The sequence below is a fragment of the Pseudomonas sp. RIT357 genome (genome assembly GCF_000632245.1).
Taxonomy (GTDB): Bacteria; Pseudomonadota; Gammaproteobacteria; order Pseudomonadales; family Pseudomonadaceae; genus Aquipseudomonas; species Aquipseudomonas sivasensis.
In genome coordinates this window covers 101,857-127,184 of record NZ_JFYX01000034.1, presented here as the reverse complement: position 1 = coordinate 127,184, position 25,328 = coordinate 101,857, and the positions used below count along the sequence as shown (strand labels likewise).

Genomic DNA, 25,328 nt, shown 5'->3' with positions numbered 1-25,328 from the left:
TTGGTGACTGACACTACGCTATCGGGGCAAGCCCCCTCCCACATTTTGATCCCTGTCAGTTGTGGGATTTGCGGTAGTCGATCACGTACGGGACTTTTTTGTCGAAGGTCTTCTGCAGCTCATCGCGATCCAGTTGGGTCATCCCACCCAGTTGCTGGGCGGTAAAACCGCTGCCTCCCACCGGTGATCCCGGCGCCAGGCTGACCATGCGCTTGGCGACTGCTTCGATCGCATCCTTGTAGCCGCCTTTTTTGTCCAGGTTGTACTGGCCCAGATCAATCTGCGTGCGCAGCCAGTTACCCCAATAGAACTCCAGGAATTCCGGGGCGATCTCGCCGCCATCCGGCTTGCCATAGGCGGCCTTGCGGGTGAAATACACCAGGCTGCGGAAGGTGTCGTCCTGCAGATTCTTGAAGCCCAGGTGAGCAGGCAGTTGCGTAGGCGGCAGGGTCTGGCCCCGATTGTCCTTGAGCCAGACCTTGCGCGCCGCTTCCATACGCTGCCAGAAGGTGGCGAGGTCTGGGCTGTTGCTGAAATCGTCAGTCACCTTGACCCACATTTTCAACTGAGGGCCGGCACCCGGCGTTTGCCAAAGGGTGGTGAAACTGTGGTGACCGTCGGTCAGGTACAACTGGCCACCAGGGCCGACCACCACGGTTTTCATGTCCTCGGGATGAGTGCCGACCGGGTCTTTGCACGTGAAGCTGGAAGGCGCAAGCAGGCTGGCGTTCTTGGGCACCTTGTCGGCCTCGCCCTGGCCGTTGGTTTCGCAGTATTCATCGAAGGCTTTGGTGGGTTTGTCGGCGAACAGCCCGAGGCTGTAGTAGATCTGGTCGAAACCCACCACGGCCTGGGTCGGGTGCAACTGTTCAAGGGTGACCTCAATCACCTGCCCGGGCTTGGGCGTCGAAAACGCCTGGGCTTGAGCCGCCAGCGCGCAGAAAAGCAGTGCAATTGTCCACGTGTACCAACGCATAGGTTTCAGATCCTTGTGAAATGAATGAACCGATACTACAAACGCCCGCCGACGGCTAGAATCAACGTTATCCGTGACCCACAAAATAGCCAGGAGCCATGATGAGCTCGACCAACCCGCCCTCCCACACCGCCAAGCTGGACCGCATCCTCGCCGATGCCCAGCGCGACCGGGAAATGGGCTACCGCGACAAAGCCCTCAAGATGTACCCCCACGTGTGCGGCCGCTGCGCCCGTGAATTCGCCGGCAAGCGCCTGAGCGAACTCACCGTACACCACCGCAACCACAATCATGATGACAACCCTCAGGACGGCTCCAACTGGGAGTTGTTGTGCCTGTACTGCCACGACAACGAACACTCGCGCTACACCGATCAGCAGTACTTCGGCGAAGGCTCCACCAGCAGCCCGACGATTGCCAAGGCCACGCATAACCCGTTTGCGGCGCTGGCGGGGTTGATGAAGAAAGACGACTGAAGAGTGTCGTCGCCTGTCCTGGCCTCATCGGGAGCAAGCCCCCTCCCACATTTGAAAGTGTTCACAACTCAAAATGTGGGAGGGGGCTTGCTCCCGATAGCGTTAGCCCAAGCAATACATCACCTTCAAGCCGTATAATCGCCGCTTTTCTCCAAGGCACCCTTCCCCGTGGGCAATAAACGCTACAGCTGCATCGGTCTGTATAACCCCAAATCCCCCGAAAACGTCGGCTCGGTCATGCGTGCCGCCGGTTGCTACGGCGTGGCCTCGGTGTTCTACACCGGCGTGCGTTACGAGCGCGCCCGGGACTTCATCACCGACACCAAGAAGGTCCATCACGATATTCCGCTGATCGGCATCGATGACCTGAAAAAAATCCTGCCCCTGGGCTGTATCCCCGTCGCCGTGGAACTGGTGGAGGGCGCCCGTCCCCTGCCTGAGTACACCCACCCCGACCGCGCGCTGTATATCTTCGGCCCGGAAGACGGCTCGCTGGATAAAGAAATTCGGGACTGGTGCGAAGACGTGGTCTACATCCCGACCACCGGCTGCATGAACCTGGCCGCCACGGTCAACGTGGTGCTCTATGACCGCCTGGCCAAGGGCAACAACACCCGTTCGGGCCCCAAGTATTGATTTTTTGGGAACATCCAACGCCCGCCAGCAGTCAGCTACTTACACTTGCCCTTGTTGGAGACAGATCATGAGCGACAGCAAAAACGTGCGACCTATCATCGAGCACACGCCCTTCCAGAGCCAGCCGACGCAAAACGTCCACGGCTGGGAACGCATCGGCTCGGTGGCCGGTGGCGTGATAATGCTCGGCAAAGGCCTGCGCCGTGGCGGGATTTTCGGTTTGATCCAGGTGGCGATTGGCGGTGTGGCACTGGCCCGTGGTTTTACCGGGCACAGCTCGCTCAAGGACAAGCTGGAACAGGGTCGCCAGGAAATGAACAGCGTGCGTACGAAGATCGAGCGTGCGGGTGCAGAGCTGAAAAACCTGAAGACCAAGGCTGAAGTGGCGGCTGAGAAACCTGTGAAAACCACAGGCTGAACCTGGCTTTCGGTAGGTTAGAGATCCAAAAGTGGGAGGGGGCTTGCTCCCGATAGCAGAATGTCAGTCAGCACATGTTGTGACTGAATCAGCGCTATCGGGAGCAAGCCCCCTCCCACATGTTGATTGATGCAGAGGTTGAAAATCAGCGCAGTAGCTTGGTATCCAGCACCACCGACGACTCGCCAATAATGCTCTCAGCCAGCTGCACGAACTCCGCCGTCGTAATGCTGTTCGCCCGCATCACCGCTTGCGCGAGGTCATCCAGCGAGCGTTTATTATGGGTTTTCACCCGAATCTCGCTGTCCAGCTCCTGCAATATCACCACTGCCCGCGACACGGTTGCACCACTGACATGCTCGCCGCGTAGCGTCGTGACATCTTTGCCCTCCTTGCTCAACCGCGCCTGTATCGCCTGATACCGCTCATCGGTGATCCCACCGGCACGGCGCACCAGTTCGATGGCGTAATACTCCCCAAGCCCTTCGCTGATCCAGTCACTGGTGTCGTGATCGTTGAAACGTCCAATCGCCTGCACTACTTCACGAATCAACGGGCTGCTGCCGTTTTCGCTGACCAGCGGTGTGCGGCTGTTGAGGTAGATCGAGTCATGCGCCGAGAACACGCCACGGCGCATCGGATCACTGGCGCCCACCACCAACAGCTTGGCCGGATGACGCGGGAACGCGGCTTCGACCTGGGGCCAGACAAAGGTCAGCAACGTCAGCACGTCCATGCGGCGCATGGCCTGACCCTTGGGCGACGCCACGGTGACTTCGGTTTCGCCCAGGCGCACGCGGCGACTGCCAAGCGTGCCCGCGAGCATCCAGCCGGTGGGCCGGTCGAACAGGCGGGAAACGTTGTCGATGCGAAATTTATTCTTGCCGATACGGGGCCAAGCGGTTTCGACGCTTTTCCAGCCCGCAGGTAATTCGAACAGCAGGCGCGAGACCAACTCGACGCCGTCCTGCTGGTCGAGCCGCGCGGTCGGCACCAGGTCTTCGCCGCGAAACAGCGCCCAACTCGCAGTCATACGTGCTTCATAGCTACCCGGCTTGCGCGCCTGGGTGAGGTGCACGCGGTAGGTCAGACTGGCCTTGTCGGCGCTGGGCTGCCACACGCCCCGCTGGCCACTGACCTTCCACTGGCCGTCGGCCTTGAAGTCGCTGTAACTGCCTGCCGGGCCCAGGTCAAAGTCCAGGCTGCGCACGGCCGAGCCTTGTGACAGGCTCAGGCGTACTTCAGCCTGATCGCTCTGGGGCAGCAATTTAACGTGATAATCCAGGTCGACTTTCCTGGCGCACCACGCAGGCATGCTCAGCGCCAGCAGCACCAGGCATGCCGCCAGCTGGGTTCCCACCTTCATACACACTCCTTTTTCAGCCTGCGCGGAAGATCAGGTAATCCTCCCAGTCGTCTTCAGGCACGCTGCCTTCGCTGAGCATGCGTCCAGACTGGGAAATGCGTTCGTGGTGCACGGCGTCGCGGTCGCCACAGACCAGGTGGTGCCACAGCGGTAAATCCTTGCGCTCGCTGACCAGGCGGTAGCCGCAGGTGGGCGGCAGCCATTTGAACTGATCGGCCTGGCCTGGGGTGAGCTGGATGCAGTCGGGCACCGAGGCGCGGCGGTTGGGGTAGTCGGTGCACTGGCAGGTTTTCAGGTCCAGCAGTTTGCAGGCGATACGGGTGTAATAGACGCTGTTGTCGTCTTCGTCCTCAAGCTTTTGCAGGCAGCACAGGCCACAGCCGTCGCACAATGACTCCCACTCCTCCTGGTCGAGGTGTTCAAGGGTTTTGCGTATCCAGAAAGGTTCGACTTTGGCGGCCATGGCTCTGCATCAGTATCGGTAGGTGAAAAGGCCGCCAGTCTAGTGCCCAAGCCCCTTGGAACCAAGCGCTTACGACTGGCGGTGTTACAACACTTGTCAGTCTAGCGGGCGCGCAGTAGCTTTGAGCGCCGAATTGACGATCAGGACCTGCTCATGACACGTGTTGCCGACTATCCGATCCACACCCAGTTCACCGACCGCTGGTCGCCCCGCGCCTTCACTGGCGAGAGCATCTCGAAAGAGACGCTGCTGAGTTTCTTCGAAGCCGCACGCTGGGCGCCGTCGGCCTACAACTCGCAGCCGTGGCGGTTTCTCTACGCGCGCCGCGACACGCCGGACTGGGAACGTTTCCTGGGCCTGCTCAATGAATTCAACCGCGGCTGGGCGCAGCATGCCTCGGCCCTGGTGATCATCGCCTCGAAAACCGACTTCGTCGCTCCCGGTGCCACCGAAGAAACCCCGGCGCTGTGGCACACCTTCGACACCGGCTCGGCCTGGGGCCACCTGGCGTTGCAAGCCAGCCTCAGCGGCTGGCACACCCACGGCATGGCCGGTTTCGATCAGGAGCTGACGCGCAAGGAGTTGAAGATTCCGGAAGGTTACGCGCTGCACGCGGCCGTGGCCGTTGGCAAGCTGGGAGACAAGTCGACCCTGCCGGAGTACCTGCAAGGGCGTGAAGTGCCGAGCCCGCGCAAGCCGCTGAGCGAGCTGGTGTCCGAAGGTGATTTCGGCCTCTGACAGCCAGCACCCTGCCGCCTGAACGCGGCAGGGTGTCTCTTGAGGACTACCGGGCGATCAGTTCGCTGAACGCCGAGCGCAGCTGCGTGATTTGCCGGTCATACACGTTCTTGACCGCCGGCACCATGAACTCGGCGGGCATACCGTTCATGTCGATGGGATAGAGCTTGTTGTCTGTTTTTGAGTACATGAAGTTACTCAACTGCGGGTCGTTATGAAAAATATCCCTGGCCTCCATTTGCGCTACCGCGTCGTCGAGTAACGAACGAGCTTCGGCGGGCAGGCTGCCTTTTTCGACATGGGCAAGATCAACCCCGTCAATTTTGCCCATCTTTATGTATTTGCGGCCGTCCTCGATCAATACCTCGGCAAAGCCCTCTCCGTAGTACTTGTTCAAATTGACCACTTCCATGTCGACGTAGCCCTCTACCGAGGTCAAGCGGGTCGGCCCCAAATCTTTATAAACACTCTTACCGTCGAGGCTTGTATACACCACGCCTTCGCCCCCACGGCCGATTTCGGGGCCGAGATCGGCTTTGACCGCAACCGGCTGGCCGCCCCGCGCACCCAGTCGCCGCCATTGGTCACCCTGCACATGTTCGAGTAACAACGGAGTTTGCCGGTTGTTGTGGTACACCCGCGCCTGCACGCTGCCGTCCGCGCCGCGGGACACCTGCCGGACCTCATAAACGCCAGCCTGGCCGGACGCGTCGAGATGGCGCACATACGAGCGATGGCCGTCGGCAGCAACGTACACGCCCTGATTATTGCGCGAGAGCCCGGCGAGGCTCGACTCCGGTGCCCTGTAATGACGAAACAGCCCGTTGCTCAGCTCACCAGCAGAAGCACTGCCCCTGGTCACCCACCTGCCGCCGCTCACCAGCAGATCGCCGACGCCGCTCAAGGGGTTGAAGGCCTCCACCGCCGTTGCGCCAACAAACCTCACCGCCTTGGCCGCCTGGCGCGCAGTGGTCAAGGCGCCGCCCAGCACCTTACCCGCCTGCACGGCTTTGCCGGCGCCCAACGTAACCAGGCCAACCGCATCCAGGCCCAGGTCGAACACGCCCTGCCCAATGTTGCCGTTTTGGAAGTTGACGATAGCCGAGCGCAAGGGGATCAGGTTCAGGAAGAATTCGCCAATGGCTTCATTGCGGGCGCTGTCCCGATCAAAGGACGTCAGGCCCCGGGCCTCGTTCATCAGATCGTCGTTGTTCAGGTCGAGGGATTTGACGAACACATCAGCAATGGCATGGCTGCGCTGCGAGTTGAGACTGTCAGAGGCTTGGGTGCCTTGGGGTTGCGCCGGGAAATCGCTGCCGGGCTCAAACTGAACGGTTCTAGAAAGAATATTCGCCTCGCGCGATTCCATATTCGCAGCGGTGTAAGGCGGAGTACGTCGGCGCAATAGAAAGTTTTCTTTCTCAACGGTGCCGTTTCGCGTGTCGAGGGTATAGAGATTGACCTCGCCGTTTCGAGTCGCCTTCACCTCCAGCGTATGGCCGCGCACGTGCAGCGCCGGCGGAGTAAACAGGTCTTTGGCGATTGTGTACTGGTTGGTGTGGAAGAATTCGAGCTTGCCGAACTCCAGGTTATTGCGGTCCTCCAGGGGCAACGTGGCGATCATCTGCCGCACGCGACTCTGTTGCCCGGTTTGATGGGCGCTGATCGCCTGGTCGTAGGCCTTCGTGAATGCGCTGGCGACCTCCAGCTTGCCTTGTTGGTAAAGGCTGCAAAAACGGTCAATGGGCAGGCGTTTGTTATTGCTCACCCAATGCTCATCGGTCGCCAATGGGCCGCCGTGCATGACGATATCCAGCATAGAGCGTGAGCCGGGATGGATGCCTGGGCGCCCTTTGGTGAGCCTGGCCTTTTGAAAATGCCTGACTTCGAAGAGGCTCGGGTCGACGTCAGGAAACGCCCGCTCAAGCAGGGCCAGCGCCATGGCTCTGCGGCTGGGGATTGGCGTTTGCAGGAGGGCGCTGGTGCTTTTCAGCGCGCTGAGCTGTTCGTTGTAGGCCGCCCTCAGGCGCTCCATTGCACTGGCCGATGGCATCTCATCGGTGCGGGTCAGCACACCGTTGGCCACGCCCCACTCCGTCAGGGCCTGCCCATCGATGCGCTGGCGAGTGGCAGCGTCAAGGGTGAGCGATTCGGCGTTCAGCAAAATTTCGGCATACCCCATACCGAGCGTGCGGCCTGGCGCGTGAGCTTCGATCCTGCCCACAGCCATCGCCAACTGAGCCCAGAGCACACTGGCGCAGGTCACGCTGGCGGGAATGTCCTTGACCAAATATTCAGGTGCGGAATTGATCAGTAAGCGATACGCGGCCTGGTGGGCTGCTTGAACGCTGGCACCGCCTTTTTCGAATAAATGGCTGGCCAATCGTTGGATGACGACCGAGGGCGGCTGCCCCCAGTGGTCGCTACGCGTCAGGTCAAAGCCGGACAAGTCTTCAAGCGGTGCAGGGACATCGACCGGACGCGACGGGTCAGGCTCGCGGTCGGGGGTGCGGGTTACGTCGTTGTGGTGGGCGGGCGCCATCGGGCGCGGCTGAACAGCGGGGGAAATAAGGGGCGTCATGGAAATACCTGTCCTTAGCCAAAAGGAGTCCGTTAAAGGCGCGACCTTGCGCCCTTTGCGGCCCTTGGGTGGAACGCGCCGTCAATGCGGTTCCATCCTGACTGTCAGGTTTTATGTAGGCCCAGCGAGCGGCGCGGTGACGTCAGTACCCGCGCTCGAAATCCACTTCTCCGCGTAATGCCTGCTTGGCCTTATACGCGCGGATATTTTCCAAGAACAACTCCACCATCATAGGCGGCGACGTGGGTGCGGAACTGTGCCCGGTCAACAGCAACCCCCAGGCGGTCCAGAATGGATGACGCTGCGGCAGTGGCTCCTGGCGACATACGTCGATCACTGCGCCGGCCAGGTGCCCTTCCTTCAGGGCTTCGACCAGATCAGCATCCACCACCGCCACACCACGGCCGACATTGATAAACAAGCCCGTCGGCTTGAATTGCTTGAACAGCGCGGCGTCGTACAGGTCATGGGTGTTCGGCGTGTTGGGCAGCAGGTTGATCACGTAGTCCACCTCACCGACCAGACGCCCGATCTGATCAAGCCCGGCCACTTCGATAAACGGGGCCTGTTCACGCTCAGTACTGGCAATGCCATACAGCTTGACGCCAAACGGCACCAGAAACTCAGCCACACTCTGGCCAATATCGCCGGTGCCCACAATCAACACCTTGCGCCCCGCCAGGCTCTGGCCGGTGCGGCTGTCCCACTTGCGCTCGACCTGGCTGACCAACCGCGCCAGTACTTCGCGTTCGTGGCCGAGCATATAAGTGAGGACAAACTCGGCCATGACCTGGCCAAAAATACCGACGGCGCGGGTCAAGCGATAGTCGCGGGGCAAGCCTTCGGCCAGCAGGGGCGTGATACCGGCCCAAGTCGATTGCAGCCATTGTGGTTGGTGGCCCTGGCGCAACAGAGTGGCCAGCAGGTCCGGTTGGCCAAGCCAGACCGGGCAATCGGCGGCCAGACGAGACAGTTCGGCCGAGTCGCCACTGGTGAGCACCTCAAGGTCCGGCGCCACGTCATTGAGCAGTTGGGCGTAGAGCGGGTGATCCTGTTCAGCAATCAGAACACGCATGGTTCAAACCTTTCAAAAACAGTGCAGACGGCCGCCCGCTTCCTTACGGCCACCGCCCACTAATACGATTCCATTGAAACCTGTGCCCTCAAGCGGGCACTGACCGATTACATCGGGTCGTTACGACGCAGCAGCTCTTCGGGCAAGTGCTCGATGTACTCGTCCTCGGCCGGCGGCATTTGCAGGTGGTAGCCCTGCTTATCGAGGTTTTCCAAGACCACGACGATGTCTTCGCGCGACAGCTTGCGCTCTGGTGTCAGCACCATGTCGAAGGCGTGGTGCGGCTTGCCGAAGGCGACCATCAATGGCTCCGGCACGCGCTCAAGTGCATCGCTCTTGAGCACGTAGAGGTACATGCCGTCTTTTTTCAAGCTGCGGTAGATGGAGCAAATACGTTTCAAGGCTGTTCTCCGGCAGTGGCCAGGCTGTCGAGCAGCGCCTGGCCCATCATCTCGCGGCGCCAGCCACGCAGCGAGTCTGGCAATTTATAAGGCCCATCGGGGTAGCCACTTTTAACCAGGGCTTCGAGGGTTTTCTTGCGCAGCATCAGTTCCGGCGCCATTTCCAGGCGTTCGGCGAATGTCTGGCCCAGGGCGCGCAGTTGCTTGATCAGCGTGGCGGCATCCACCGGCAGCGGTTCAGCCACAGCCGGCGGCCATTGGTCCGCAGGCACGCTGCCGGCACGTTTGATCAGGTCCAGCAGGAACTGGCCATCCTGACGCACGGTGCGCGGGTGCATGTCTTCGATCTTGCCCAGGGCGGCGAGGTTATCCGGCTGGGATTTGGCCAGGGGCCACAACGAGTGTTCACGAACGATGCGGTTGCGCGGCAGGTCACGGGCGCGGGCTTGCTGTTCGCGCCAGGCGCACAGTTCACGCAGTACGGCGAGTTGGGCGCGGGACAGTTTCCACGCCAGCTTGGCGTCGCGGTACACCTCGTACGGGTCGACTTCCCGGCGCAGGTTGGCCACCAGTTCGGCGCCATCTTCCAGCACCCAGGCATATTTATCGTCTGATAGCTGCGGCCGCAGGCGAATGTAGACCTCGGCCAGGTGTACCGCGTCTTCGGCGGCGTAGCTGATCTGGGTTTCGGACAACGGCCGCTGCAGCCAGTCCGAGCGGGTCTCGCCCTTGGGCAGCTCGATGTCGAGTACGGCTTGTACCAGGCGCGAGTAGCCCATGGAGAAACCGAGATTCAGGTAAGCGGCGGCCAATTGGGTGTCGAACAACGGCACTGGCAGGCTGCCAGTCAGGCGCAGCAACACTTCCAAGTCTTCGCTGCAGGCGTGCACCACCTTGATCACGGCAGGGTTTTCCAGCAGCTCGGCGAGGGGTTTCCAGTTGTCGATGGTCAGGGGATCGATCAGGTAAGCGCGTACGCCATCACCAATCTGGATCAGCCCGGCAATGGGATAAAAGGTGTCGACCCGCATGAATTCGGTGTCGAGGGCGACGAATGGCAACTGCTGCCATTCGGCGCAATGCTGGCCGAGGCTATCGTTGTCGCAGATCCAGTGAATATCGATGGCCACACGGCTCTCCCTTGAAGAATGGCGCGCAGTATATATCGCGAAAGAGGCTAGCGAGCATCCGCAGTGCACTGGCAACCATGAAAACTCAGACAGGGGATGAAGAATAGCCCTACAGGCCAGAGTTATCCTTTCTTACGAAGCACATAGACGCGCCACAGGCTGGAGCCTGGCATGAATTCCTGCTGGTTCAGGACCTTGAAGCCAGCCTGACGAAACTCGTCGTCTACCGCCGTTCGCGAATTGACCGAGACAATCACCGTATCGCGGCTGACGCGGTGAAACTCCCGCAGCAACGCCAGACGTCCTTCGCTGCTGGGCACATGGCGAAATAACTCCAGGCAAAAGATGCAGTCCACTGCATTCGCCGACAAACCGATGGAAAACGCCGAACCCTGAAAGGTTTTGATCCGCTTTAGCAGCGTCGCCGGATGGTGGGTGCGCGCGTGATCGAGCATGTCCTGGGAGTTGTCCGAGGCAAGGATCACCCGGTTGATATGCTCGGCCAATACCGGCCAGAACCGTCCCGAGCCGCAGGCCAGGTCGAGGATCAGCCCCGGTTCGCCGGCAACCTTGAGTGCGTGGCGAACCAACCACTCGTCGCGCCATGACGCAAGGCGCCGCAGCATTCCGGGTGGGCGCGTGTCCGCACAGACCTTGGCATGTTCAAGGCCACAGCGCTCTGCGTATTCGATCTCGATGGAGGATGGTGGTTGTGGCGACATCACGGGCTCATTGGATTTAAACAGTGGTGAACGACCTTGATTCGCAGCTTAACCACCGCAACGTGAAAAAAAGGTCGAAGCCTCCACGCCCGTCAATCCATTCAGGCTTGATGCAGATACCAACGCCAATCCTGTTCGCCCACCTCGCCCATGAACTGCCGATACTCAGCGCGCTTCACCGCCAGGTACACCCCCAGGAACTCACTGCCAAACGTCTCGCGCGCCCAGCTTGAAGCTTCCAGCGCGCGCAGGGTGGTGAGCCAGTCGGTGGGCAGAAATTCCGTGGCCTGGGCGTAGCCGTTGCCTTCCACTGGTGCGCCCGGGTCGCGCTGTTCGCGGATCCCGCGATGAATACCTGCCAAGATCGCGGCAGCGGCAAGGTATGGGTTGGCGTCAGCGCCGCAGATGCGGTGTTCGATATGCCGGGAATTTGCCGGGCCACCGGGCACGCGCAGGCTGACGGTGCGGTTGTCCACGCCCCACGTGGCGGCCAGGGGCGCATAGCTGTTGGTTTGGAAGCGGCGATAGGAGTTGGCGTTGGGGCAAAACATCAGCAGCGAATCAAGCAAGGTGCTGAGCATGCCACCCACGGCCTGGCGCAGCAGCGGCGTGCCGTCGGCAGCCTCGTTGGCGAACAGGTTATTGCCTTGGGCATCCGCCAGGCTGACGTGCATGTGCATGCCGGTGCCCGCCAGGTCGTCGAAGGGCTTGGCCATGAAGCAGGCAGCCATCCCGTGTTTGTGTGCCACGCCCTTGACCAGACGCTTGTAGCGCACCGCTTCATCCATGGCTTGCAGGGCGTCGGCGCGGTGTTCCAGAGTGATTTCCACTTGGCCGGGAGCGTATTCGGAGATCGCCGTGCGCGCCGGGATGCCTTGGAGCTTGCAGGCGCTATACAGGTCGGCGAGGAAGGGTTCGATCTGCTCCAGTTCGCGCAGGCCGTAGACCTGGGTCGAGCGTGGGCGACCACCGTCCACATCCCGCGCCGGTTGCGGGCGGCCGTGGCTGTCGGGCTTCTGGTCCAGCAAGTAGAACTCCAGTTCGGCGGCCATCACCGGGTAATAGCCATCGGCTTTAAGCCCGTCGATGACCTTCGCCAGCACATGCCGAGGGTCGGCCACGGTGGCGGGCAAACCTTCGGTGGGGTGCATGCTGACTTGCACCGCTGCGGTCGGGATCAACCGCCACGGCATAGGTTGCAGGCTGCCACTGACCGGATAGGCGCGGCAGTCGATATCTCCCACCTCCCACACCAGACCGGAGTTCTCCACGTCGTCGCCATTGATGGTCAGGCCGAGGATCGTACTGGGCAGGGGCCGGCCGCTTTCATACACCGCCAGCAGTTCATCGCGGTGCAGCAACTTGCCGCGAGGTACACCATTGTTGTCGAGGATAAACAGCTCGAACATCTCGATGTCCGGGTGTTGCTCAAGGAAGGACTGGGCTTCTTGCAGGCGCGCGAAATCGCTCATTGGGTTTCTCATACGTGTTCGTCAGGCAGGCGCACAGGCGCTGCCGGGCAGATGCGCAGGGGGCCGCGTCATCCATGGGGGTAGATCAACGTAGGAGAAAGGCATCCGGCGGGCGCGCATGCCGACAGTGGAACAGCGCCCAGAACGCCAGTATGGACGGCAGTGTCGCGAGGTGGGTGGCGGCGGAACCGTCCATGGAAGAATCACGGTGATGAAGATGCCCGCAGCCTCACACGCCTGGATACGCTATTAAATTCAGGGATGACGGAGTTTGGTTACACCCACGCTAAACATTCGCCACGCCTTGCCACCCTGCCCCGCGCTGGAAATAATGACCGCCCCGACCATGCCCCAAGGACTCGACCGCATGAAAGCTCCCTTCGCCCTGTGTGTACTTGCGAGCCTGGCCACCAGCGCCCTGGCCGACACTGCCCCGTCACGCCTCGACGACGTGCTCCAGCGCGGCACCCTCAGCGTGTGCACGACCGGCGACTACACGCCCTACACCAAGCTGCGCGCAGATGGCACTTATGAAGGCATCGACATTGCCATGGCCGAGTCCCTGGCCAAGAGCCTCAATGCGAAAATCACCTGGGTGCCCACCACCTGGAAAACCCTGATGCCGGACTTCCTCGCCCAACGCTGCGATATCGCCGTGGGCGGTATTTCGGTGTCGCTGGAGCGTCAGAAAAAAGCCTTTTTCAGCCAGTCCCTCGGCGTTGACGGCAAGATCCCGCTGGTGCGCTGCGCCGATGTACAGCGCTACCAGACCGTCGAGCAGATCAACCAGCCCCAGGTGCGCGTGATCGAACCGGCGGGCGGTACCAATGAAGTGTTTGCCCGCGCCCATCTGGGCCAGGCGCAGATCCGCCTGCACGACAACGTGACCATCTTCGACGAACTGCTCGCCGGCAAGGCGGACGTAATGATCACCGACGCCAGCGAAGCCCGTTACCAGCAGAAGCAGAAGCCCGGGCTGTGCGCGGTCAACCCTGAGCGGCAAATGCAGTACAGCGAAAAGGCCTTTTTGCTGCCCCGCGATGATGTGGCCTGGAAAAGCTATGTCGACCAGTGGTTGCACCTGAGTGTCGCGACCGGTGTGTACCAGGGCATTGTCGACCAATGGTTGGCAGCGCCGTGAGCTAAGGCCGACTACGCTCTTGTCACACCAATAAGAACGAGGACGGAACATGAAGGGATTGCTCCGCATCACCTGGCTGCTGCTGTTGTGTTTCAGCCAGGTGCACGCCGAAACGACTCAGGATGAGGACGCCCAGGCGGCCAAGGCCCTGCTGGAAAAAGCCCTGGCTTACTACAAGACCAATGGCGACAAAGCCCTCGCCGTGTTCAGCCGCCAGGGGGAATTTATCGACCAGGACCGTTATGTGTTCGTGATCGATACCAAGGGCGTGCTACTGGCCAGTGGCGGCCCCTCCTCCGCGTTGATCGGCCGGGACGTTAACGAGGTATTGGGGCCGGACCTGAGCCAGTCATTCAAGGATGCCCTCAAGGTGCCTGAAGACCAGGGTATCCAGCAGGCCGATTACCGTTGGCAGAACTGGAACGACGGCAAGGTAGAGCGCAAACATGTGTTTTATCAGCGGGTGGGGGATCGCATCCTGGCCGTGGGCTACTACCTTCCACGAGCCACGCCGGAACAGGCGCGAGCCTTGCGCAACAAAGCGGTCAACGCGCTGCTCAAGGATGAACCCGGTACGCTCAAGGCCATCAACTCATTGCAAGGCGGCTTCCTACAGGATGACCTCTACGTGTTTGTGGTGGACCTGAACACCCAACGTTACGTGGCGCACGGCACCAACCTGCGGCTGGTCAACACTGACTTCAGCAAGATCAAGGACCCGGACGGCAAGCCGGTGGGCGAGCCGATCCTCAAGTTGATGGCGGAGCAGGACCAGGGGGAATACAAGTACCGCTGGAAAAACCCGGTGACCGACAAGATTGAGAACAAGCATGCCTATGTGCGCAAGGCCGGGCATTTCATGGTTGCGGTGGGTTACTACAGCCCGTGATCTGGACTGAAATGCAGTCAATTGTGGGAGGGGCGGTGGGACTCCCACATTTTGATCGCTATCGAGTCAGTTACTTAGCTTTGTCTTCCCGACCGCGCAGCACTCGGTTCGGCATCGCAATTGCCGCCGCCAACCCCAGCAACGAGACCGCCGCACTCACCATCAACAAATGTCGGAACGTCACCGCCAGCTCCCCGCGCAGTGCATCTTGCGCCGGGCCTGGAGCGGCGTTCAGGCCATCCAACAGCACATTGCCGGAGCTGCCCTCGGCCACCAGCGAACCGCTGGCCAAGTGAGCGAAGCTCGAATCCTGCAACAACGCCAGCAGCAGCGCCGACATGCACGCCACGCCCACCGCACCACCAAGGGAACGGAACAGGTTGGTGGTGCTGGTGGCGACGCCAATGTCGCGCTGTTCCACCGAGTTTTGCGAGCCCACCAGGGAGGTAGGGAATTGCATCCCGCCGGCGATCCCGCACAACAACATGAACACGCCGGTAAGCACTACGTCCTGGGGCGCGCTGAAGGCCATGCCCAGGATCGCCAGCGGGCTTAACAGTGCGCCGCCAAGGATCATCGGTTTATAACGCCCGGTCACCGAGGTCATGCGCCCTGCGGAATACGCGCCAATGGGCAAGCCGATGGCCAGGGGCAACAAGTGCAAAGCGGCACTGTCGGCCCCGCCTCCGGTCACGGTCTGAAAGCGCAGGGGCATCAGCACCGTCAGGGAAATCGCCTGGAAGCTGGTGAAGAACACCGTGCACCAACACAGCACCGCGCTGCGGTTGGCGAACAAGTGCATCGGCAGCAACGGCTCCCGCGCACGGCGCTCGTGCCACACGAACAACGTCAATGCCACCAGCGCGCAGGCCAGCAGCCCCAGCACCCCACTGTCACGCCAATGATGACCCTGACCAATTTCGGTGATACCCAGCAACAGGGCGGTCAGGCCAACGATCATCAACACGGTGCCGAGGTAATCGATGATCGGCTTGCGCTGCGGCACAGGCAGCCCCACCAGGGTGCGATGGGCCACGTACCAGGCACCGGCGCCCAGCGGCAGGTTGATCAGGAATACCCAACGCCACGACAGGTACTCGGTCATGTAGCCGCCCAACACCGGACCGGCCACGCTGGCCACTGCGTACATGCTGCTGAAATAGCCTTGATAACGCCCACGTTCACGGGGCGGAATAATGTCGCCGATGATCGCTTGGCTCACCGAGATCATGCCGCCAGCGCCAATCCCCTGGAGCACCCGTGCCAGCACCAACTGCTCCATGCTTTGCGCCATGCCGCAAAACAGCGACGCCACGGTGAACAAGCCCATGCCGATCAGCATCATCGGCCGGCGCCCATACAGGTCGCCGAGCTTGCCGTAGATCGGCACCGCCACTGTCATTGCCACCATGTAGCCGGAGATCACCCAGGCCAGCAGGTTGACATCGTGGAACCGCGCGGAAATAGCGGGCATGGACACGGCGACAATGGTCTGGTCCAGTGCGCCGAGGAAGATCGCCATCATCAACGAGGCGAGAATACTGCGCACCGCGGGCAGCGGTGGCGCGGGCTGATTGAGCTGAGTCACGACAGAACCTTCAAGCAAGGCCCGTGGGAAAAGTCGGCCCACGGCAATGCTCAATACGATAGCAGGCTATTCGATAGCCTCGTAAGGAAGCCCGACGTAATTTTCCGCGATGGTTTTGCGCCCGGCTTCGGAGTGGATGAAGTACTCCAGTTCGCTCTGGGCAATGCGCTGGCTGAAGCCGTCCGCCTCCGGGAATTGATGCAGCATCGAGGTCATCCACCAGGAAAACCGTTCGGCCTTCCACACCCGGCGCAGGCAGATGGCGGAATAGCGCTCCAACAAATCCACGCGCCCCTCGCGATACACCTTGAGCATGATCCTAAATAGCGCACTCACATCACTGGCCGCCAGGTTCAGGCCCTTGGCGCCGGTGGGCGGCACGATATGCGCAGCGTCACCCAGCAGGAACAGGCGCCCGTACTGCATCGGTTCAACCACAAAACTGCGCAACGGCGCGATGCTCTTTTCAATCGACGGCCCGGTGACCAACTGCTCGGCCAGGCTGCTGGGCAGGCGGGTTTTCAGCTCAGCCCAAAAGCGTGCGTCCGACCATTCATCCAACGGTTCTTCAGCCGGCACTTGCAGGTAATAGCGGCTGCGGGTCGGCGATCGCATGCTGCACAGGGCAAAGCCACGGGGGTGTTTGGCGTACACGAGTTCGTCGTGCACCGGCGGGGTGTCGGCGAGAATGCCCAGCCAACCAAAGGGGTACACGCGCTCGAAGATTTTCAGTGATTCAGCGGGGATCGACTGACGCGCCACGCCGTGGAAGCCATCACAACCGGCGATGTAGTCGCATTCCAGACGGAACGCCTCGCCCTGGTGTTCGAAGGTCAGCCAGGGTCGATCACTTTTGAGATCATGGGGCTGCACGTCACGCGCGTCGTAGAGCGTAACCGCGCCGGCAGCCGCGCGGGCGGCCATCAGGTCGCGGGTGACTTCGGTCTGGCCGTAGATCATCACCGATTGGCCGCCGGTCAGCGCCTTGAGGTCGATATGGGTGAGATGTCCGTCGAGCGCGAGCTCGAAGCCATCATGTACCAGGCCTTCGGCATCCATGCGTTGGCTAACGCCGGCTTGGCGCAGCAGGTCGACCATGCCTTGCTCCAGCACCCCGGCGCGGATGCGGCCTTGCACGTAGTCAGCGCTCTGGCGCTCTAGAATAAAGGTCTCGATGCCGGCGTTATGCAGCAGTTGGCCGAGCAACAGTCCGGAAGGACCGGCGCCGATAATGGCGACTTGGGTTTTCAGCGTTTTCATTATTTTTATGGCCCGCAAGTTCCACTCGAACGGATTGAGTGAAAGAGTTGTCATTGGTCTTGTGGCTGACATTTTTCACTTGAGTGCTTGGCATAAGAAGGTGAAAACTGCGACAAACCCTGCGCTTTTTGCCAATTTGGGCGATTACCGCACAACCGTCCTGAGTATCGGATTGAAACCATGACCAACACCGCGATTCCGGTCTTCAAGCTTTACGGGGAAAACCAGCAATGGCCGACCCCCGATTTGTTGCACTGCGAAACCATTTCCCGCCGCAGCCGGGAATACCAGTGGGAAATCCAGCCCCACCGGCACGCGGATCTGTGCCAGTTGTTGTACGTGCACAAAGGCCAGGCTCAACTGGAAATAGAAGGTCAGCGCACCACGCTCAACGAAGCCACGCTGCAGATATTGCCGCCGTTGTGCGTGCATGGGTTTCGCTTTGCCGAAGATGTCGAAGGTTATGTAGTGACACTCTCGGCGCCACTCGTGAGCCACTTGCAGGCCCAACTGGGTGCAACGGCCGGCGGTTTGCAGACCCTGGGCAGTTACCCGGCGGGCAAGGACAGTGACTACCTCAATAGCCAATTCGCCCGCCTGCAGGACGAATATGCAGAAGAGCAACCGGCCCGGGACATGATGATGCACGCCTTGGTCAGCGTGCTGCTGGTGTGGATCAGCCGTCAGGCCATCCAGCGTTGCCATCCGCGTGCGCCAAGAGGCCGCGAGTATTTCCGGCGGTTTACCCAATTGGTCGAACAGCACTACCGTGAGCACCCAAAGATTGAGGATCTGGCCCACAAGCTGGGTATCTCGGTCTCACATCTGAATGGGACATGTCGGGAACTCGGTGGCCAGCCCGCCCTGCAGATCATGCATGACCGCCAGTTGCTGGAAGCCAAGCGCCTGCTGACTTACACCAGCATGACCATCAATGAAATGTCGGAAGTGTTGGGGTTTTCCGACCCGACTAACTTTTCCCGGCTGTTTCGCCGCCGGGTCGGATTCTCACCCAAGGCGTTTCGCGAGCAACTCAAGGCCGAATCGACAACTACCTGAGCGCACTGAAACTGCCGGTGTGGGGGACACATTGGTCCTGGTTGCAGCTGATCGCAAAGGTCGGCTGCATACGGGTCTGCTCCACACGGTAGGCGGCAGTCCCGTACAGTGCGCTGGCCAAGGCGCAGAGAGTGAAAATCATCAGGTACTTTCTGGTTTTTATGCTCATGACAGAGACCTCTGGACGGATCTACATGACGCTGTTTAAAGCATAGGCCAGTCAGGGCGAGTTGCCATTATTGGACGACATTCAACAGGGTTATGTCGCCTCAGAGACCGATGTCCCACGCCGGCTCTTCGGGGAACCTCACCACCAGAAAATCCAGCAGGCTGCGCAACGCCGACGGCATGTGTTTGCGTGAGGCGTAGACCGCGTAGATGTTCATCTGCCGGGGTTCGGCGTGGGGTAGCAGGCGCACCAGTTCACCACGTCGGATGTGATCGCCGGCCTGGTAGCTGGGCAACATCGCCACCCCAGCGCCGGCCAGCGTCAGGCGTAGCAGCGTGCTCGCCTCGTTGGCGGTGATATTGCCGTGCACCGGCACCGACACGTGCTCGCCACTTTCTTCGAAATGCCACAGGCTTTTGCCGAAGTACGAGTGGGTCAGGCAGTTGTGCCGGGCCAGGTCTTCGACTTTTTGTGGGGCCGGATGCTCGCGCAGATACGCGGGGGTGGCGCAGACCACCGAGCGACAGACGGTCAGGCGCCGTGCGATCAGGTTCGGGTCCAGGTCATTGCTGGTGCGGATGGCCAGGTCGATGCGCTCGTCCACCAGATTCACCGTGCGATCGAGCATTTGCAGGTCGACCGTGACCAAAGGGTAGCGTTTGACGTACTCGGCAATCGCCTCGGCCAATTGCGCCTGGCCAAACGAGGTGCTGACACTCAGGCGCAGCAGGCCACGGGGCGCGTCATCGGGCTCACTGACGGCGGCCTGCATGTCGCCGCACAACTCCAGCAATTGGCGGCAGCGCGGCAAGGTCTCACCGCCCGCCGCCGTAAGACTAAGTTTGCGCGTGGTGCGGTGCAGCAGGCGCGCGCCGACCCAGTCTTCCAACTCGGCGAGGTAACGCGATACGACCGGCCGCGACAGGTCCAGATGGTCCGCGGCGGCGGACTGGCTGCCCAGGTCCACCACGGTGACAAACACGCGCATTGCTTGAAGACGATCCATGATTTGCCCGATTTCAGAAACAAACTATGTTCCAGCATCGCATTTTTAGTCTCGTTTAGTGCAACTAAGCTCTGTGCATCCTTTGAACCGATTGCTGGAGCTGCCCAATGCTTTCAACCCTCAAGCGCATGACCCTAGCCACCGCCGCCCTGGCCTTTGCGGCCCATGCCTCGGCGGCCGACTTGACCCTCGACGTGTACAACCCTGGCGAAGCGGCGATCTTCCCGGTGACCTCGGTGCTGGTCAGCGGCGCCAAAGACGCGATCCTGGTGGACGCGCAATTCGGCAAGGGCCAGGCCGAGCAACTGGTGCAAAAGATCCGCGCCAGCGGCAAACACCTGACCACCATTTACATCAGCCATGGCGATCCGGATTACTACTTTGGCCTCGACACCCTGACGGCCGCGTTCCCGGACGCCAAGGTGCTGGCTCCGCAACCGGTGGTCGACCACATCAACGCCACCGTGGCCGGCAAACTTGAGTTCTGGGGCCCGAAAATGGGCGCCGACAAACCGGCTAAAACCATCGTGCCACAGGTGCTGCAAGGCAATAGCCTGACCCTTGAAGGGAAACAGTTGGACGTTATCGGCCTGGACGGCCCGCAGCCGGATCGCAGCTTTGTGTGGATCCCGTCGATCAAGGCGGTGGTCGGTGGCGTCGTGGTTGCCCAAAACATCCATGTGTGGATGGCAGATACCCAGGGCGCGCAATCCCACAAAGACTGGCTGGCCACCCTGCAACGCATCGAAAACCTGAAACCGCGTACCGTGATTCCGGGTCACTACCTGGGTACGCCGTCCGTGGCGTCGGTCACCTTTACTGCCGACTACATCAAGGCCTTCGACGTAGAAACCTCCAAGGCCAAAGACTCCGCCGCCCTCATCGCGGCCATGAAAAAGCGTTACCCCACCCTGGCGGACGAAAGCTCCCTGGAACTGAGCGCAAAAGTCGCCAAGGGCGAAATGAAGTGGTGAAAACTCTCAAACCTTAACCGTACAGGAGAACGTCATGAGCAAGATCGCAATCATTGGGGCTACGGGCCGTGCCGGCAGCCAATTGCTGGAAGAAGCGTTGCGTCGTGGGCACAGCGTGACCGCCATCGCGCGTAACACCGACAAACTGGCAGAGCGCCCGAACGTCACTGTCAAACAAGTGGACGCGTTGGACGCCGATGCCCTGCAACAGGCCATCAGCGGCAACGACGTGGTGATCAGTGCCGCGCACTTCGCCACCCTGCCCGCCAGCGCCGTGATCGGGCCGGTGAAAAAGGCCGGTGTCAAACGCTTGCTGGTGGTGGGCGGTGCGGGTTCGCTGTTGCTGCCGGGTGGCGGTCGCGTGATCGACAGCGAAGGTTTCCCTGCTGAGTACAAGGCAGAGGCCAGCGCAGGAGCTGAATTCCTTGAGACCCTGCGTCAGGAACAAGAACTGGATTGGACTTTCCTGTCGCCATCGGCTCTGTTCGATGGCACCGAGCGCACCGGTAAATTCCGCCTGGGCCAGGATGATTTGCTGGTGAGCAGCGAAGGTACAAGCTCGATCAGCTTTGCCGACTATGCCATCGCGATGATTGACGAAGTGGAAACACCGAAGCACTCGCGCCAGCGTTTCACCGTCGGTTACTGACATTTGTGGGAGGGGGCTTGCTCCCTCCCACATTTGCCCTTCAGTGTTCTGGAGATTGTGCCTGGCTGACTAACCAATCCATCAGAGCTTCGAGCCCGGTCGACGGCGTCGTCCCCGGCGGATACACCAGGTAATACCCCATCCCCGTCTGTACCCGCAGTTCATACGGCATCACCAACCGCCCCGCCTTCACATCCTCGCCAATCAACGCACTGTCGCCTATCGCCACCCCGGAACCCTGGGAGGCCACCGTCATCGCCAAGTCCAGCGTTTCGAAATGATGGCCCTGGCTCAAATTGCTCAAGCGCGTGTTAGCAGCCTTCAACCATAACGCCCAGTCCCGTTCATCCCGCGTGGGATGCAGCAGCACCTGGTGCTGCAAGTCTTGCGGCGTGTGCAAGCCATCCGATAACCCCGGCGCGCAAACGGGCGTAAGTTGCTCATCGAACAAATGCCGCGCCTCGGCTGATTGTTCGGCGATGGGTGCGTAGATCACCGCTGCGTCAAACTGCTCGCGGCGAAAGTCCACGGTGTAAGCCACTGTGGTGGTGAGTTCCACCGGCACGTCCGGGCGCTCCTTTTGCCACTGCATCAAGCGCGGCAGCAACCAGCGCATCACACAGGTGGAGGCCTTGAGTTGCAGGGTCTGGCGGCGACTGCCGATCTGCTCCACCGCATCACCGAGCAAACCAAATACCTGCTGCGCACGCACTGACCACTCGCGCCCCTCTTCGGTCAGGCTCAAGCCCCGTGCCTGGCGTTGGAACAGCGCGTAACCCAAGTGGCTTTCCAACCCGGCAATCTGCCGGCTGACCGCACCCTGAGTGATGTGCAGTTGCTCGGCGGCGCGGGTGAAGTTGCAACACTGGGCCGTGACCCAGAAAGTGTGCAGCGCGGGCAGTGGAGGAAGACGTTTCATCGGGCTCAGCCATGACGTGAGGACATGGCTAGTATGACTTTTTATCGATTGTTGCCGCTACGGGCCAGCCGTTCCAATACCGCCTCGAATCAATAACAAGAGCGACTTGTATGGCGACCTGCGGCGAAGTGTTGGTGAAGCTCCTGGAAGGCTATGGCGTTGAACAGGTGTTTGGCATCCCCGGCGTGCACACCGTGGAGTTGTACCGCGGCCTGGCCCGTTCCAGCATCCGTCACGTCACCCCGCGCCACGAGCAAGGGGCCGGGTTTATGGCGGACGGTTATGCACGCACCAGCGGCAAGCCCGGCGTGTGTTTCATCATCACCGGCCCAGGCATGACCAACATCACCACGGCCATGGGCCAGGCCTATGCCGACTCGATCCCGATGTTGGTGATCTCCAGCGTGCAATCACGCAGCCAGTTGGGCGGCGGGCGCGGCAAGTTGCATGAGCTGCCGAACCAGAGCGCGATGATCGCGGGCGTGGCGGCGTTCTCCCACACCTTGATGTCGGCGGCGGAGTTGCCCGCGGTGCTGGCACGGGCATTTGCACTGTTCCAGGCCGGCCGTCCGCGGCCGGTGCATATCGAGATCCCGCTGGATGTGCTGGTGGAAAACGCCGACGCACTGCTGGGCAGCAAGCCGATCAGCGTCACGCGCGCCGGTGCCGCACCCTCGGCGATCAAGCAGATGACTCAGTTGCTGGCGTGCGCCAAGCGCCCGTTGATTCTCGCCGGCGGCGGCGCCATCGATGCCGCGCCCGCGCTGACCCGCCTCGCCGAAACCCTCGGTGCGCCAGTGGCGCTGACCATCAACGCCAAAGGCATGCTGCCCGCCGCGCACCCGTTGCTGATCGGCTCCACCCAGACCTTGGTCGCCACCCGCGCATTAGTCGCCGAAGCCGATGTGGTGCTGGCCATCGGCACAGAGCTTGCGGAAACCGATTACGACGTGACCTTCGCGGGCGGGTTTGAAATTCCCGGCGCACTGCTGCGCATCGACATCGACCCGGACCAGACCGTGCGCAACTACACACCTCACGTCGCCTTAGTAGCCGATGCGCAGATCGCCACCGAAGCCGTGCTGGCCGAGTTGGACAGCAAGGAGTTACCCCTGCGCAACACCGACTGGGGCAGCCAACGCGTCGCGCGTTTGTGGGCTGAATTGGCCCCATCCTGGGACGCCGCCACCCGTGCGCAAACCCTGTTCCTCAGTACGATCCTGGAGACGTTGCCCGGCGCCGTCATGGTGGGCGACTCCACCCAACCGGTGTACAGCGGCAACCTCACCCTCAACCTCGACCACCCACGCCGCTGGTTCAACTCCTCTACCGGCTACGGCACCTTGGGTTACGCCTTGCCCGCCGCGATAGGCGCCTGGCTGGGGCGCGGCGATGGGCAACCGGTGGTGTGCCTGATCGGTGACGGCGGACTGCAATTCAGCCTGCCGGAACTGGCCAGCGCGGTGGAGGCACGAACGCCGATCATCGTGTTGCTGTGGAATAACCAGGGCTACGAGGAGATCAAGAAATACATGGTCAACCGCGCCATCGAACCGGTCGGCGTGGACATCTACACACCGGATTTTGTCGGCGTGGCCAAGGCGCTGGGCTGCGCGGCTGAACGCATCGAGGGCATCGAGCCGTTACGCAACGCATTGCTGGCCGCCTCTGATCGACAGGGGCCGACGCTGATTGAAATTGACCAAGAGCTTTGGATGAAGGAGGTCGCGGTATGAACGCAGTATTGAACGGTGTGTATATCGACGGCGAATGGCGTGCTGGCCACGACGTGCTGGAGGTGATCAACCCGGCGACCGAATCCCGCTTGGCCCAGGTCAGCGTAGGGGACATGGCTGCCGTGACCCAGGCAGTGGATGCCGCCAGTCGGGCGTTTGCCGGCTGGTCAAAAAGCACCGGCCGTGAGCGCGGCGCCCTATTACGCAAAATCGCCCAAGGAGTACGCGAACAGCGCGAAGCCTTAATGCACCTGCAGTCGAGCAACAACGGCAAACCGCTGTTTGAGGCGGGCATCGATGTGGACGACGTGATCGCCACCTTCGAGTACTACGCAGGTGTTGCCGAGGACCTGGACGCCGGACAAGACCGGCCGGTGGCACTGCCCAGCGATGAGTTCAGCGCTCGTCTGCGCCGCGAGCCGTGTGGCGTGGTGGGGCTGATCGTGCCGTGGAATTTCCCCATGGTGACCACCGCCTGGAAACTCGCCCCCGCCCTCGCCTCCGGTTGCTGCGTGGTGCTCAAGCCGTCGGAAGTCACGCCCCTGGCAGAGCTGCAATTGGCGCGAATTATCGCCGAATCCGGGCTGCCCGCAGGCGTGTTCAACCTGGTCTGCGGCACGGGCCTGGCGGTCGGTGCACCGCTGGCAGCGGACCGTCGTGTGGCGAAAATCTCCTTTACTGGCAGTAATGCGGTGGGCGTGCAGGTGATGCAACGCGCCGCCGAAACCATCAAGGGCGTCAGTCTGGAACTGGGCGGCAAATCTTCGTTGCTGGTGCTGGCAGATGCTGACCTCGACTTGGCCGTGGAACTGGCCTGCGGCGGTGGATTTTTCAACGCCGGGCAGATGTGTTCTGCCACCAGCCGCGTGCTGGTGGCCGACACCTTGGCGGACGAATTCCTGCAACGCTTGCGGGCGCGGGCTGAAGGGGTTCGCGTGGCTGACCCGTTTGCCGAGGACGTGGAAATGGGCGCGCTGATCAACCGTGCGCAGTATCAGCGGGTAGTGGGGCATATCCAGCGAGGCATCGAGGACGGCGCGCGGTTGCTGTGTGGCGGTGAACGTCCGGCGGATCTGGCCAGGGGTTATTTCATCCGCCCGACGGTGTTTACCGCTGTGCCGTTGGACAGTGCGTTATGGAACGAGGAAATCTTCGGCCCGGTGCTGTGTGTACGAAGTTTCGCAACTGAAGATGAGGCGATTGGCCTGGCCAACGACAGCGATTTCGGCCTGGTGGCCAGTGTGGTGGGCGCCGATGTCGAGAGCGCCGAGCGAGTAGCAAATGCCCTGCAGGCCGGACTGGTATGGATCAACGCGCCGCAGGTGATCTTCCCGCAGACGGCGTGGGGGGGTTACAAGCAGAGCAGCATCGGACGCGAGCTGGGGCCTTGGGGGTTAGCGGCGTTTCAGGAGATAAAGCACGTCATTCGGTCTAACTGACACTGCAGCCCCTGCTGTAGAAGGTGGACCCATGTGGGAGGGAGC

25 protein-coding genes are annotated in these 25,328 nt (G+C 61.3%); 11 read left to right on the top strand and 14 right to left on the bottom strand.

All coding sequences use genetic code 11. The features are described 5' to 3' along the window. Positions 1-55: 55 nt before the first annotated feature. Positions 56-976, bottom strand: a complete 921-nt coding sequence (locus tag BW43_RS09215; RefSeq protein WP_032888733.1) for a ParB/Srx family N-terminal domain-containing protein — start codon at positions 974-976, stop codon at positions 56-58. Positions 977-1,077: 101 nt separating this feature from the next. Between BW43_RS09215 and BW43_RS09220 the strand changes: the two genes are divergently transcribed. The 3 genes from BW43_RS09220 to BW43_RS09230 all read left to right on the top strand — a co-directional run bounded on the left by BW43_RS09220 (position 1,078) and on the right by BW43_RS09230 (position 2,506). Then, on the top strand, positions 1,078-1,452 hold the full coding sequence (locus BW43_RS09220) for a YajD family HNH nuclease (protein WP_003210675.1): 375 nt from the start codon (positions 1,078-1,080) through the stop codon (positions 1,450-1,452). A gap of 168 nt (positions 1,453-1,620) precedes the next feature. Then, positions 1,621-2,088 carry an RNA methyltransferase gene (locus tag BW43_RS09225; protein ID WP_003189607.1) on the top strand — a complete coding sequence of 156 codons (468 nt, stop codon included), beginning with the start codon at positions 1,621-1,623 and terminating at the stop codon, positions 2,086-2,088. 67 nt (positions 2,089-2,155) lie between these two features. After that, positions 2,156-2,506, top strand: a complete 351-nt coding sequence (locus tag BW43_RS09230; RefSeq protein WP_032888730.1) for a DUF2892 domain-containing protein — start codon at positions 2,156-2,158, stop codon at positions 2,504-2,506. Positions 2,507-2,651: 145 nt separating this feature from the next. Here BW43_RS09230 and BW43_RS09235 read toward each other — a convergent pair whose 3' ends face one another. Both BW43_RS09235 and BW43_RS09240 read right to left on the bottom strand, forming a co-directional pair. After that, positions 2,652-3,872, bottom strand: coding sequence for a hypothetical protein (locus BW43_RS09235; RefSeq protein WP_032888727.1), 1,221 nt, complete (start codon positions 3,870-3,872; stop codon positions 2,652-2,654). A gap of 13 nt (positions 3,873-3,885) precedes the next feature. Beyond that, positions 3,886-4,335, bottom strand: coding sequence for a YcgN family cysteine cluster protein (locus BW43_RS09240; RefSeq protein ID WP_003172524.1), 450 nt, complete (start codon positions 4,333-4,335; stop codon positions 3,886-3,888). A 153-nt stretch (positions 4,336-4,488) separates the two neighbouring features. On the opposite strand from BW43_RS09240, the gene BW43_RS09245 reads away from it, so the two are divergent. Continuing rightward, positions 4,489-5,073, top strand: coding sequence for a nitroreductase family protein (locus tag BW43_RS09245; protein WP_032888724.1), 585 nt, complete (start codon positions 4,489-4,491; stop codon positions 5,071-5,073). A gap of 46 nt (positions 5,074-5,119) precedes the next feature. On the opposite strand, the gene BW43_RS09250 is transcribed toward BW43_RS09245, so the two are convergent. From BW43_RS09250 to BW43_RS09275, 6 genes are all read right to left on the bottom strand, one after another. Beyond that, entirely contained in the window at positions 5,120-7,654 is a 2,535-nt protein-coding gene (locus tag BW43_RS09250; protein ID WP_155989977.1) for a hypothetical protein, read from the bottom strand. A 142-nt stretch (positions 7,655-7,796) separates the two neighbouring features. Further along, a complete protein-coding gene (locus tag BW43_RS09255; RefSeq protein ID WP_032888721.1) occupies positions 7,797-8,729 on the bottom strand; it encodes a D-2-hydroxyacid dehydrogenase in 933 nt (310 codons plus the stop codon). A 107-nt stretch (positions 8,730-8,836) separates the two neighbouring features. Then, positions 8,837-9,130 (bottom strand): YcgL domain-containing protein, encoded by a 294-nt coding sequence (locus tag BW43_RS09260; RefSeq protein ID WP_032888718.1) that lies wholly within the window; start codon positions 9,128-9,130, stop codon positions 8,837-8,839. Next, complete coding sequence (rnd, locus tag BW43_RS09265) at positions 9,127-10,260, bottom strand: ribonuclease D (RefSeq protein ID WP_032888717.1); 1,134 nt, start codon at positions 10,258-10,260, stop codon at positions 9,127-9,129. Before rnd ends, BW43_RS09260 begins: the two co-directional genes overlap by 4 nt. Before the next feature lie 122 nt (positions 10,261-10,382). Next, on the bottom strand, positions 10,383-10,982 hold the full coding sequence (locus tag BW43_RS09270; RefSeq protein WP_032888714.1) for a class I SAM-dependent methyltransferase: 600 nt from the start codon (positions 10,980-10,982) through the stop codon (positions 10,383-10,385). A gap of 101 nt (positions 10,983-11,083) precedes the next feature. After that, a complete protein-coding gene (locus BW43_RS09275; RefSeq protein ID WP_032888711.1) occupies positions 11,084-12,454 on the bottom strand; it encodes a glutamine synthetase family protein in 1,371 nt (456 codons plus the stop codon). 367 nt (positions 12,455-12,821) lie between these two features. Between BW43_RS09275 and BW43_RS09280 the strand changes: the two genes are divergently transcribed. Beyond that, positions 12,822-13,595 carry a transporter substrate-binding domain-containing protein gene (locus tag BW43_RS09280; RefSeq protein ID WP_032888708.1) on the top strand — a complete coding sequence of 258 codons (774 nt, stop codon included), beginning with the start codon at positions 12,822-12,824 and terminating at the stop codon, positions 13,593-13,595. A 49-nt stretch (positions 13,596-13,644) separates the two neighbouring features. Then, positions 13,645-14,484 (top strand): cache domain-containing protein, encoded by an 840-nt coding sequence (locus tag BW43_RS09285; RefSeq protein ID WP_032888706.1) that lies wholly within the window; start codon positions 13,645-13,647, stop codon positions 14,482-14,484. A gap of 70 nt (positions 14,485-14,554) precedes the next feature. On the opposite strand, the gene BW43_RS09290 is transcribed toward BW43_RS09285, so the two are convergent. Together BW43_RS09290 and pobA are read right to left on the bottom strand one after the other, a co-directional pair. Further along, the gene (locus tag BW43_RS09290) at positions 14,555-16,072 is read right to left on the bottom strand and encodes an MDR family MFS transporter (protein ID WP_050442851.1); all 1,518 of its coding nucleotides are present in this window, start codon (positions 16,070-16,072) and stop codon (positions 14,555-14,557) included. A 66-nt stretch (positions 16,073-16,138) separates the two neighbouring features. Then, positions 16,139-17,323, bottom strand: coding sequence for a 4-hydroxybenzoate 3-monooxygenase (gene pobA / locus BW43_RS09295; RefSeq protein WP_177326451.1), 1,185 nt, complete (start codon positions 17,321-17,323; stop codon positions 16,139-16,141). Positions 17,324-17,512: 189 nt separating this feature from the next. Between pobA and BW43_RS09300 the strand changes: the two genes are divergently transcribed. Further along, entirely contained in the window at positions 17,513-18,391 is an 879-nt protein-coding gene (locus tag BW43_RS09300; RefSeq protein WP_032888697.1) for a helix-turn-helix domain-containing protein, read from the top strand. Here the strand turns inward: BW43_RS09300 and BW43_RS29015 are convergent. Then, positions 18,384-18,560 (bottom strand): hypothetical protein, encoded by a 177-nt coding sequence (locus tag BW43_RS29015; RefSeq protein WP_163033154.1) that lies wholly within the window; start codon positions 18,558-18,560, stop codon positions 18,384-18,386. The genes BW43_RS09300 and BW43_RS29015 overlap by 8 nt on opposite strands. A 100-nt stretch (positions 18,561-18,660) precedes the next feature. Beyond that, positions 18,661-19,566 carry a LysR family transcriptional regulator gene (locus BW43_RS09305; RefSeq protein ID WP_032888694.1) on the bottom strand — a complete coding sequence of 302 codons (906 nt, stop codon included), beginning with the start codon at positions 19,564-19,566 and terminating at the stop codon, positions 18,661-18,663. Positions 19,567-19,673: 107 nt separating this feature from the next. On the opposite strand from BW43_RS09305, the gene BW43_RS09310 reads away from it, so the two are divergent. Both BW43_RS09310 and BW43_RS09315 read left to right on the top strand, forming a co-directional pair. Then, positions 19,674-20,540, top strand: a complete 867-nt coding sequence (locus tag BW43_RS09310; protein ID WP_032888692.1) for an MBL fold metallo-hydrolase — start codon at positions 19,674-19,676, stop codon at positions 20,538-20,540. 34 nt (positions 20,541-20,574) lie between these two features. Then, positions 20,575-21,189, top strand: coding sequence for an NAD(P)-dependent oxidoreductase (locus tag BW43_RS09315; RefSeq protein WP_032888690.1), 615 nt, complete (start codon positions 20,575-20,577; stop codon positions 21,187-21,189). Positions 21,190-21,229: 40 nt separating this feature from the next. On the opposite strand, the gene BW43_RS09320 is transcribed toward BW43_RS09315, so the two are convergent. Next, entirely contained in the window at positions 21,230-22,108 is an 879-nt protein-coding gene (locus BW43_RS09320; protein ID WP_032888687.1) for a LysR substrate-binding domain-containing protein, read from the bottom strand. A gap of 110 nt (positions 22,109-22,218) precedes the next feature. Between BW43_RS09320 and BW43_RS09325 the strand changes: the two genes are divergently transcribed. Together BW43_RS09325 and BW43_RS09330 are read left to right on the top strand one after the other, a co-directional pair. Further along, positions 22,219-23,844 (top strand): 5-guanidino-2-oxopentanoate decarboxylase, encoded by a 1,626-nt coding sequence (locus tag BW43_RS09325; RefSeq protein WP_032888684.1) that lies wholly within the window; start codon positions 22,219-22,221, stop codon positions 23,842-23,844. After that, positions 23,841-25,283 carry an aldehyde dehydrogenase family protein gene (locus tag BW43_RS09330; protein WP_032888683.1) on the top strand — a complete coding sequence of 481 codons (1,443 nt, stop codon included), beginning with the start codon at positions 23,841-23,843 and terminating at the stop codon, positions 25,281-25,283. Before BW43_RS09325 ends, BW43_RS09330 begins: the two co-directional genes overlap by 4 nt. Positions 25,284-25,328: the final 45 nt, after the last annotated feature.

What these genes read in the sequence shown, in the direction of transcription:
- BW43_RS09235 (WP_032888727.1), bottom strand. Translation starts at nt 3,872, where the DNA reads ATGAAGGTGGGAACCCAGCTGGCGGCATGCCTGGTGCTGCTGGCGCTG.
- BW43_RS09275 (WP_032888711.1), bottom strand. Translation starts at nt 12,454, where the DNA reads ATGAGCGATTTCGCGCGCCTGCAAGAAGCCCAGTCCTTCCTTGAGCAA.
- BW43_RS29015 (WP_163033154.1), bottom strand. Translation starts at nt 18,560, where the DNA reads ATGAGCATAAAAACCAGAAAGTACCTGATGATTTTCACTCTCTGCGCC.
- BW43_RS09240 (WP_003172524.1), bottom strand. Translation starts at nt 4,335, where the DNA reads ATGGCCGCCAAAGTCGAACCTTTCTGGATACGCAAAACCCTTGAACAC.
- BW43_RS09270 (WP_032888714.1), bottom strand. Translation starts at nt 10,982, where the DNA reads ATGTCGCCACAACCACCATCCTCCATCGAGATCGAATACGCAGAGCGC.
- BW43_RS09315 (WP_032888690.1), top strand. Translation starts at nt 20,575, where the DNA reads ATGAGCAAGATCGCAATCATTGGGGCTACGGGCCGTGCCGGCAGCCAA.
- BW43_RS09305 (WP_032888694.1), bottom strand. Translation starts at nt 19,566, where the DNA reads ATGGATCGTCTTCAAGCAATGCGCGTGTTTGTCACCGTGGTGGACCTG.
- BW43_RS09280 (WP_032888708.1), top strand. Translation starts at nt 12,822, where the DNA reads ATGAAAGCTCCCTTCGCCCTGTGTGTACTTGCGAGCCTGGCCACCAGC.
- BW43_RS09320 (WP_032888687.1), bottom strand. Translation starts at nt 22,108, where the DNA reads ATGAAACGTCTTCCTCCACTGCCCGCGCTGCACACTTTCTGGGTCACG.
- BW43_RS09220 (WP_003210675.1), top strand. Translation starts at nt 1,078, where the DNA reads ATGAGCTCGACCAACCCGCCCTCCCACACCGCCAAGCTGGACCGCATC.
- BW43_RS09330 (WP_032888683.1), top strand. Translation starts at nt 23,841, where the DNA reads ATGAACGCAGTATTGAACGGTGTGTATATCGACGGCGAATGGCGTGCT.
- BW43_RS09215 (WP_032888733.1), bottom strand. Translation starts at nt 976, where the DNA reads ATGCGTTGGTACACGTGGACAATTGCACTGCTTTTCTGCGCGCTGGCG.
- BW43_RS09250 (WP_155989977.1), bottom strand. Translation starts at nt 7,654, where the DNA reads ATGACGCCCCTTATTTCCCCCGCTGTTCAGCCGCGCCCGATGGCGCCC.
- BW43_RS09285 (WP_032888706.1), top strand. Translation starts at nt 13,645, where the DNA reads ATGAAGGGATTGCTCCGCATCACCTGGCTGCTGCTGTTGTGTTTCAGC.
- BW43_RS09255 (WP_032888721.1), bottom strand. Translation starts at nt 8,729, where the DNA reads ATGCGTGTTCTGATTGCTGAACAGGATCACCCGCTCTACGCCCAACTG.
- BW43_RS09300 (WP_032888697.1), top strand. Translation starts at nt 17,513, where the DNA reads ATGACCAACACCGCGATTCCGGTCTTCAAGCTTTACGGGGAAAACCAG.
- BW43_RS09310 (WP_032888692.1), top strand. Translation starts at nt 19,674, where the DNA reads ATGCTTTCAACCCTCAAGCGCATGACCCTAGCCACCGCCGCCCTGGCC.
- BW43_RS09245 (WP_032888724.1), top strand. Translation starts at nt 4,489, where the DNA reads ATGACACGTGTTGCCGACTATCCGATCCACACCCAGTTCACCGACCGC.
- BW43_RS09230 (WP_032888730.1), top strand. Translation starts at nt 2,156, where the DNA reads ATGAGCGACAGCAAAAACGTGCGACCTATCATCGAGCACACGCCCTTC.
- BW43_RS09325 (WP_032888684.1), top strand. Translation starts at nt 22,219, where the DNA reads ATGGCGACCTGCGGCGAAGTGTTGGTGAAGCTCCTGGAAGGCTATGGC.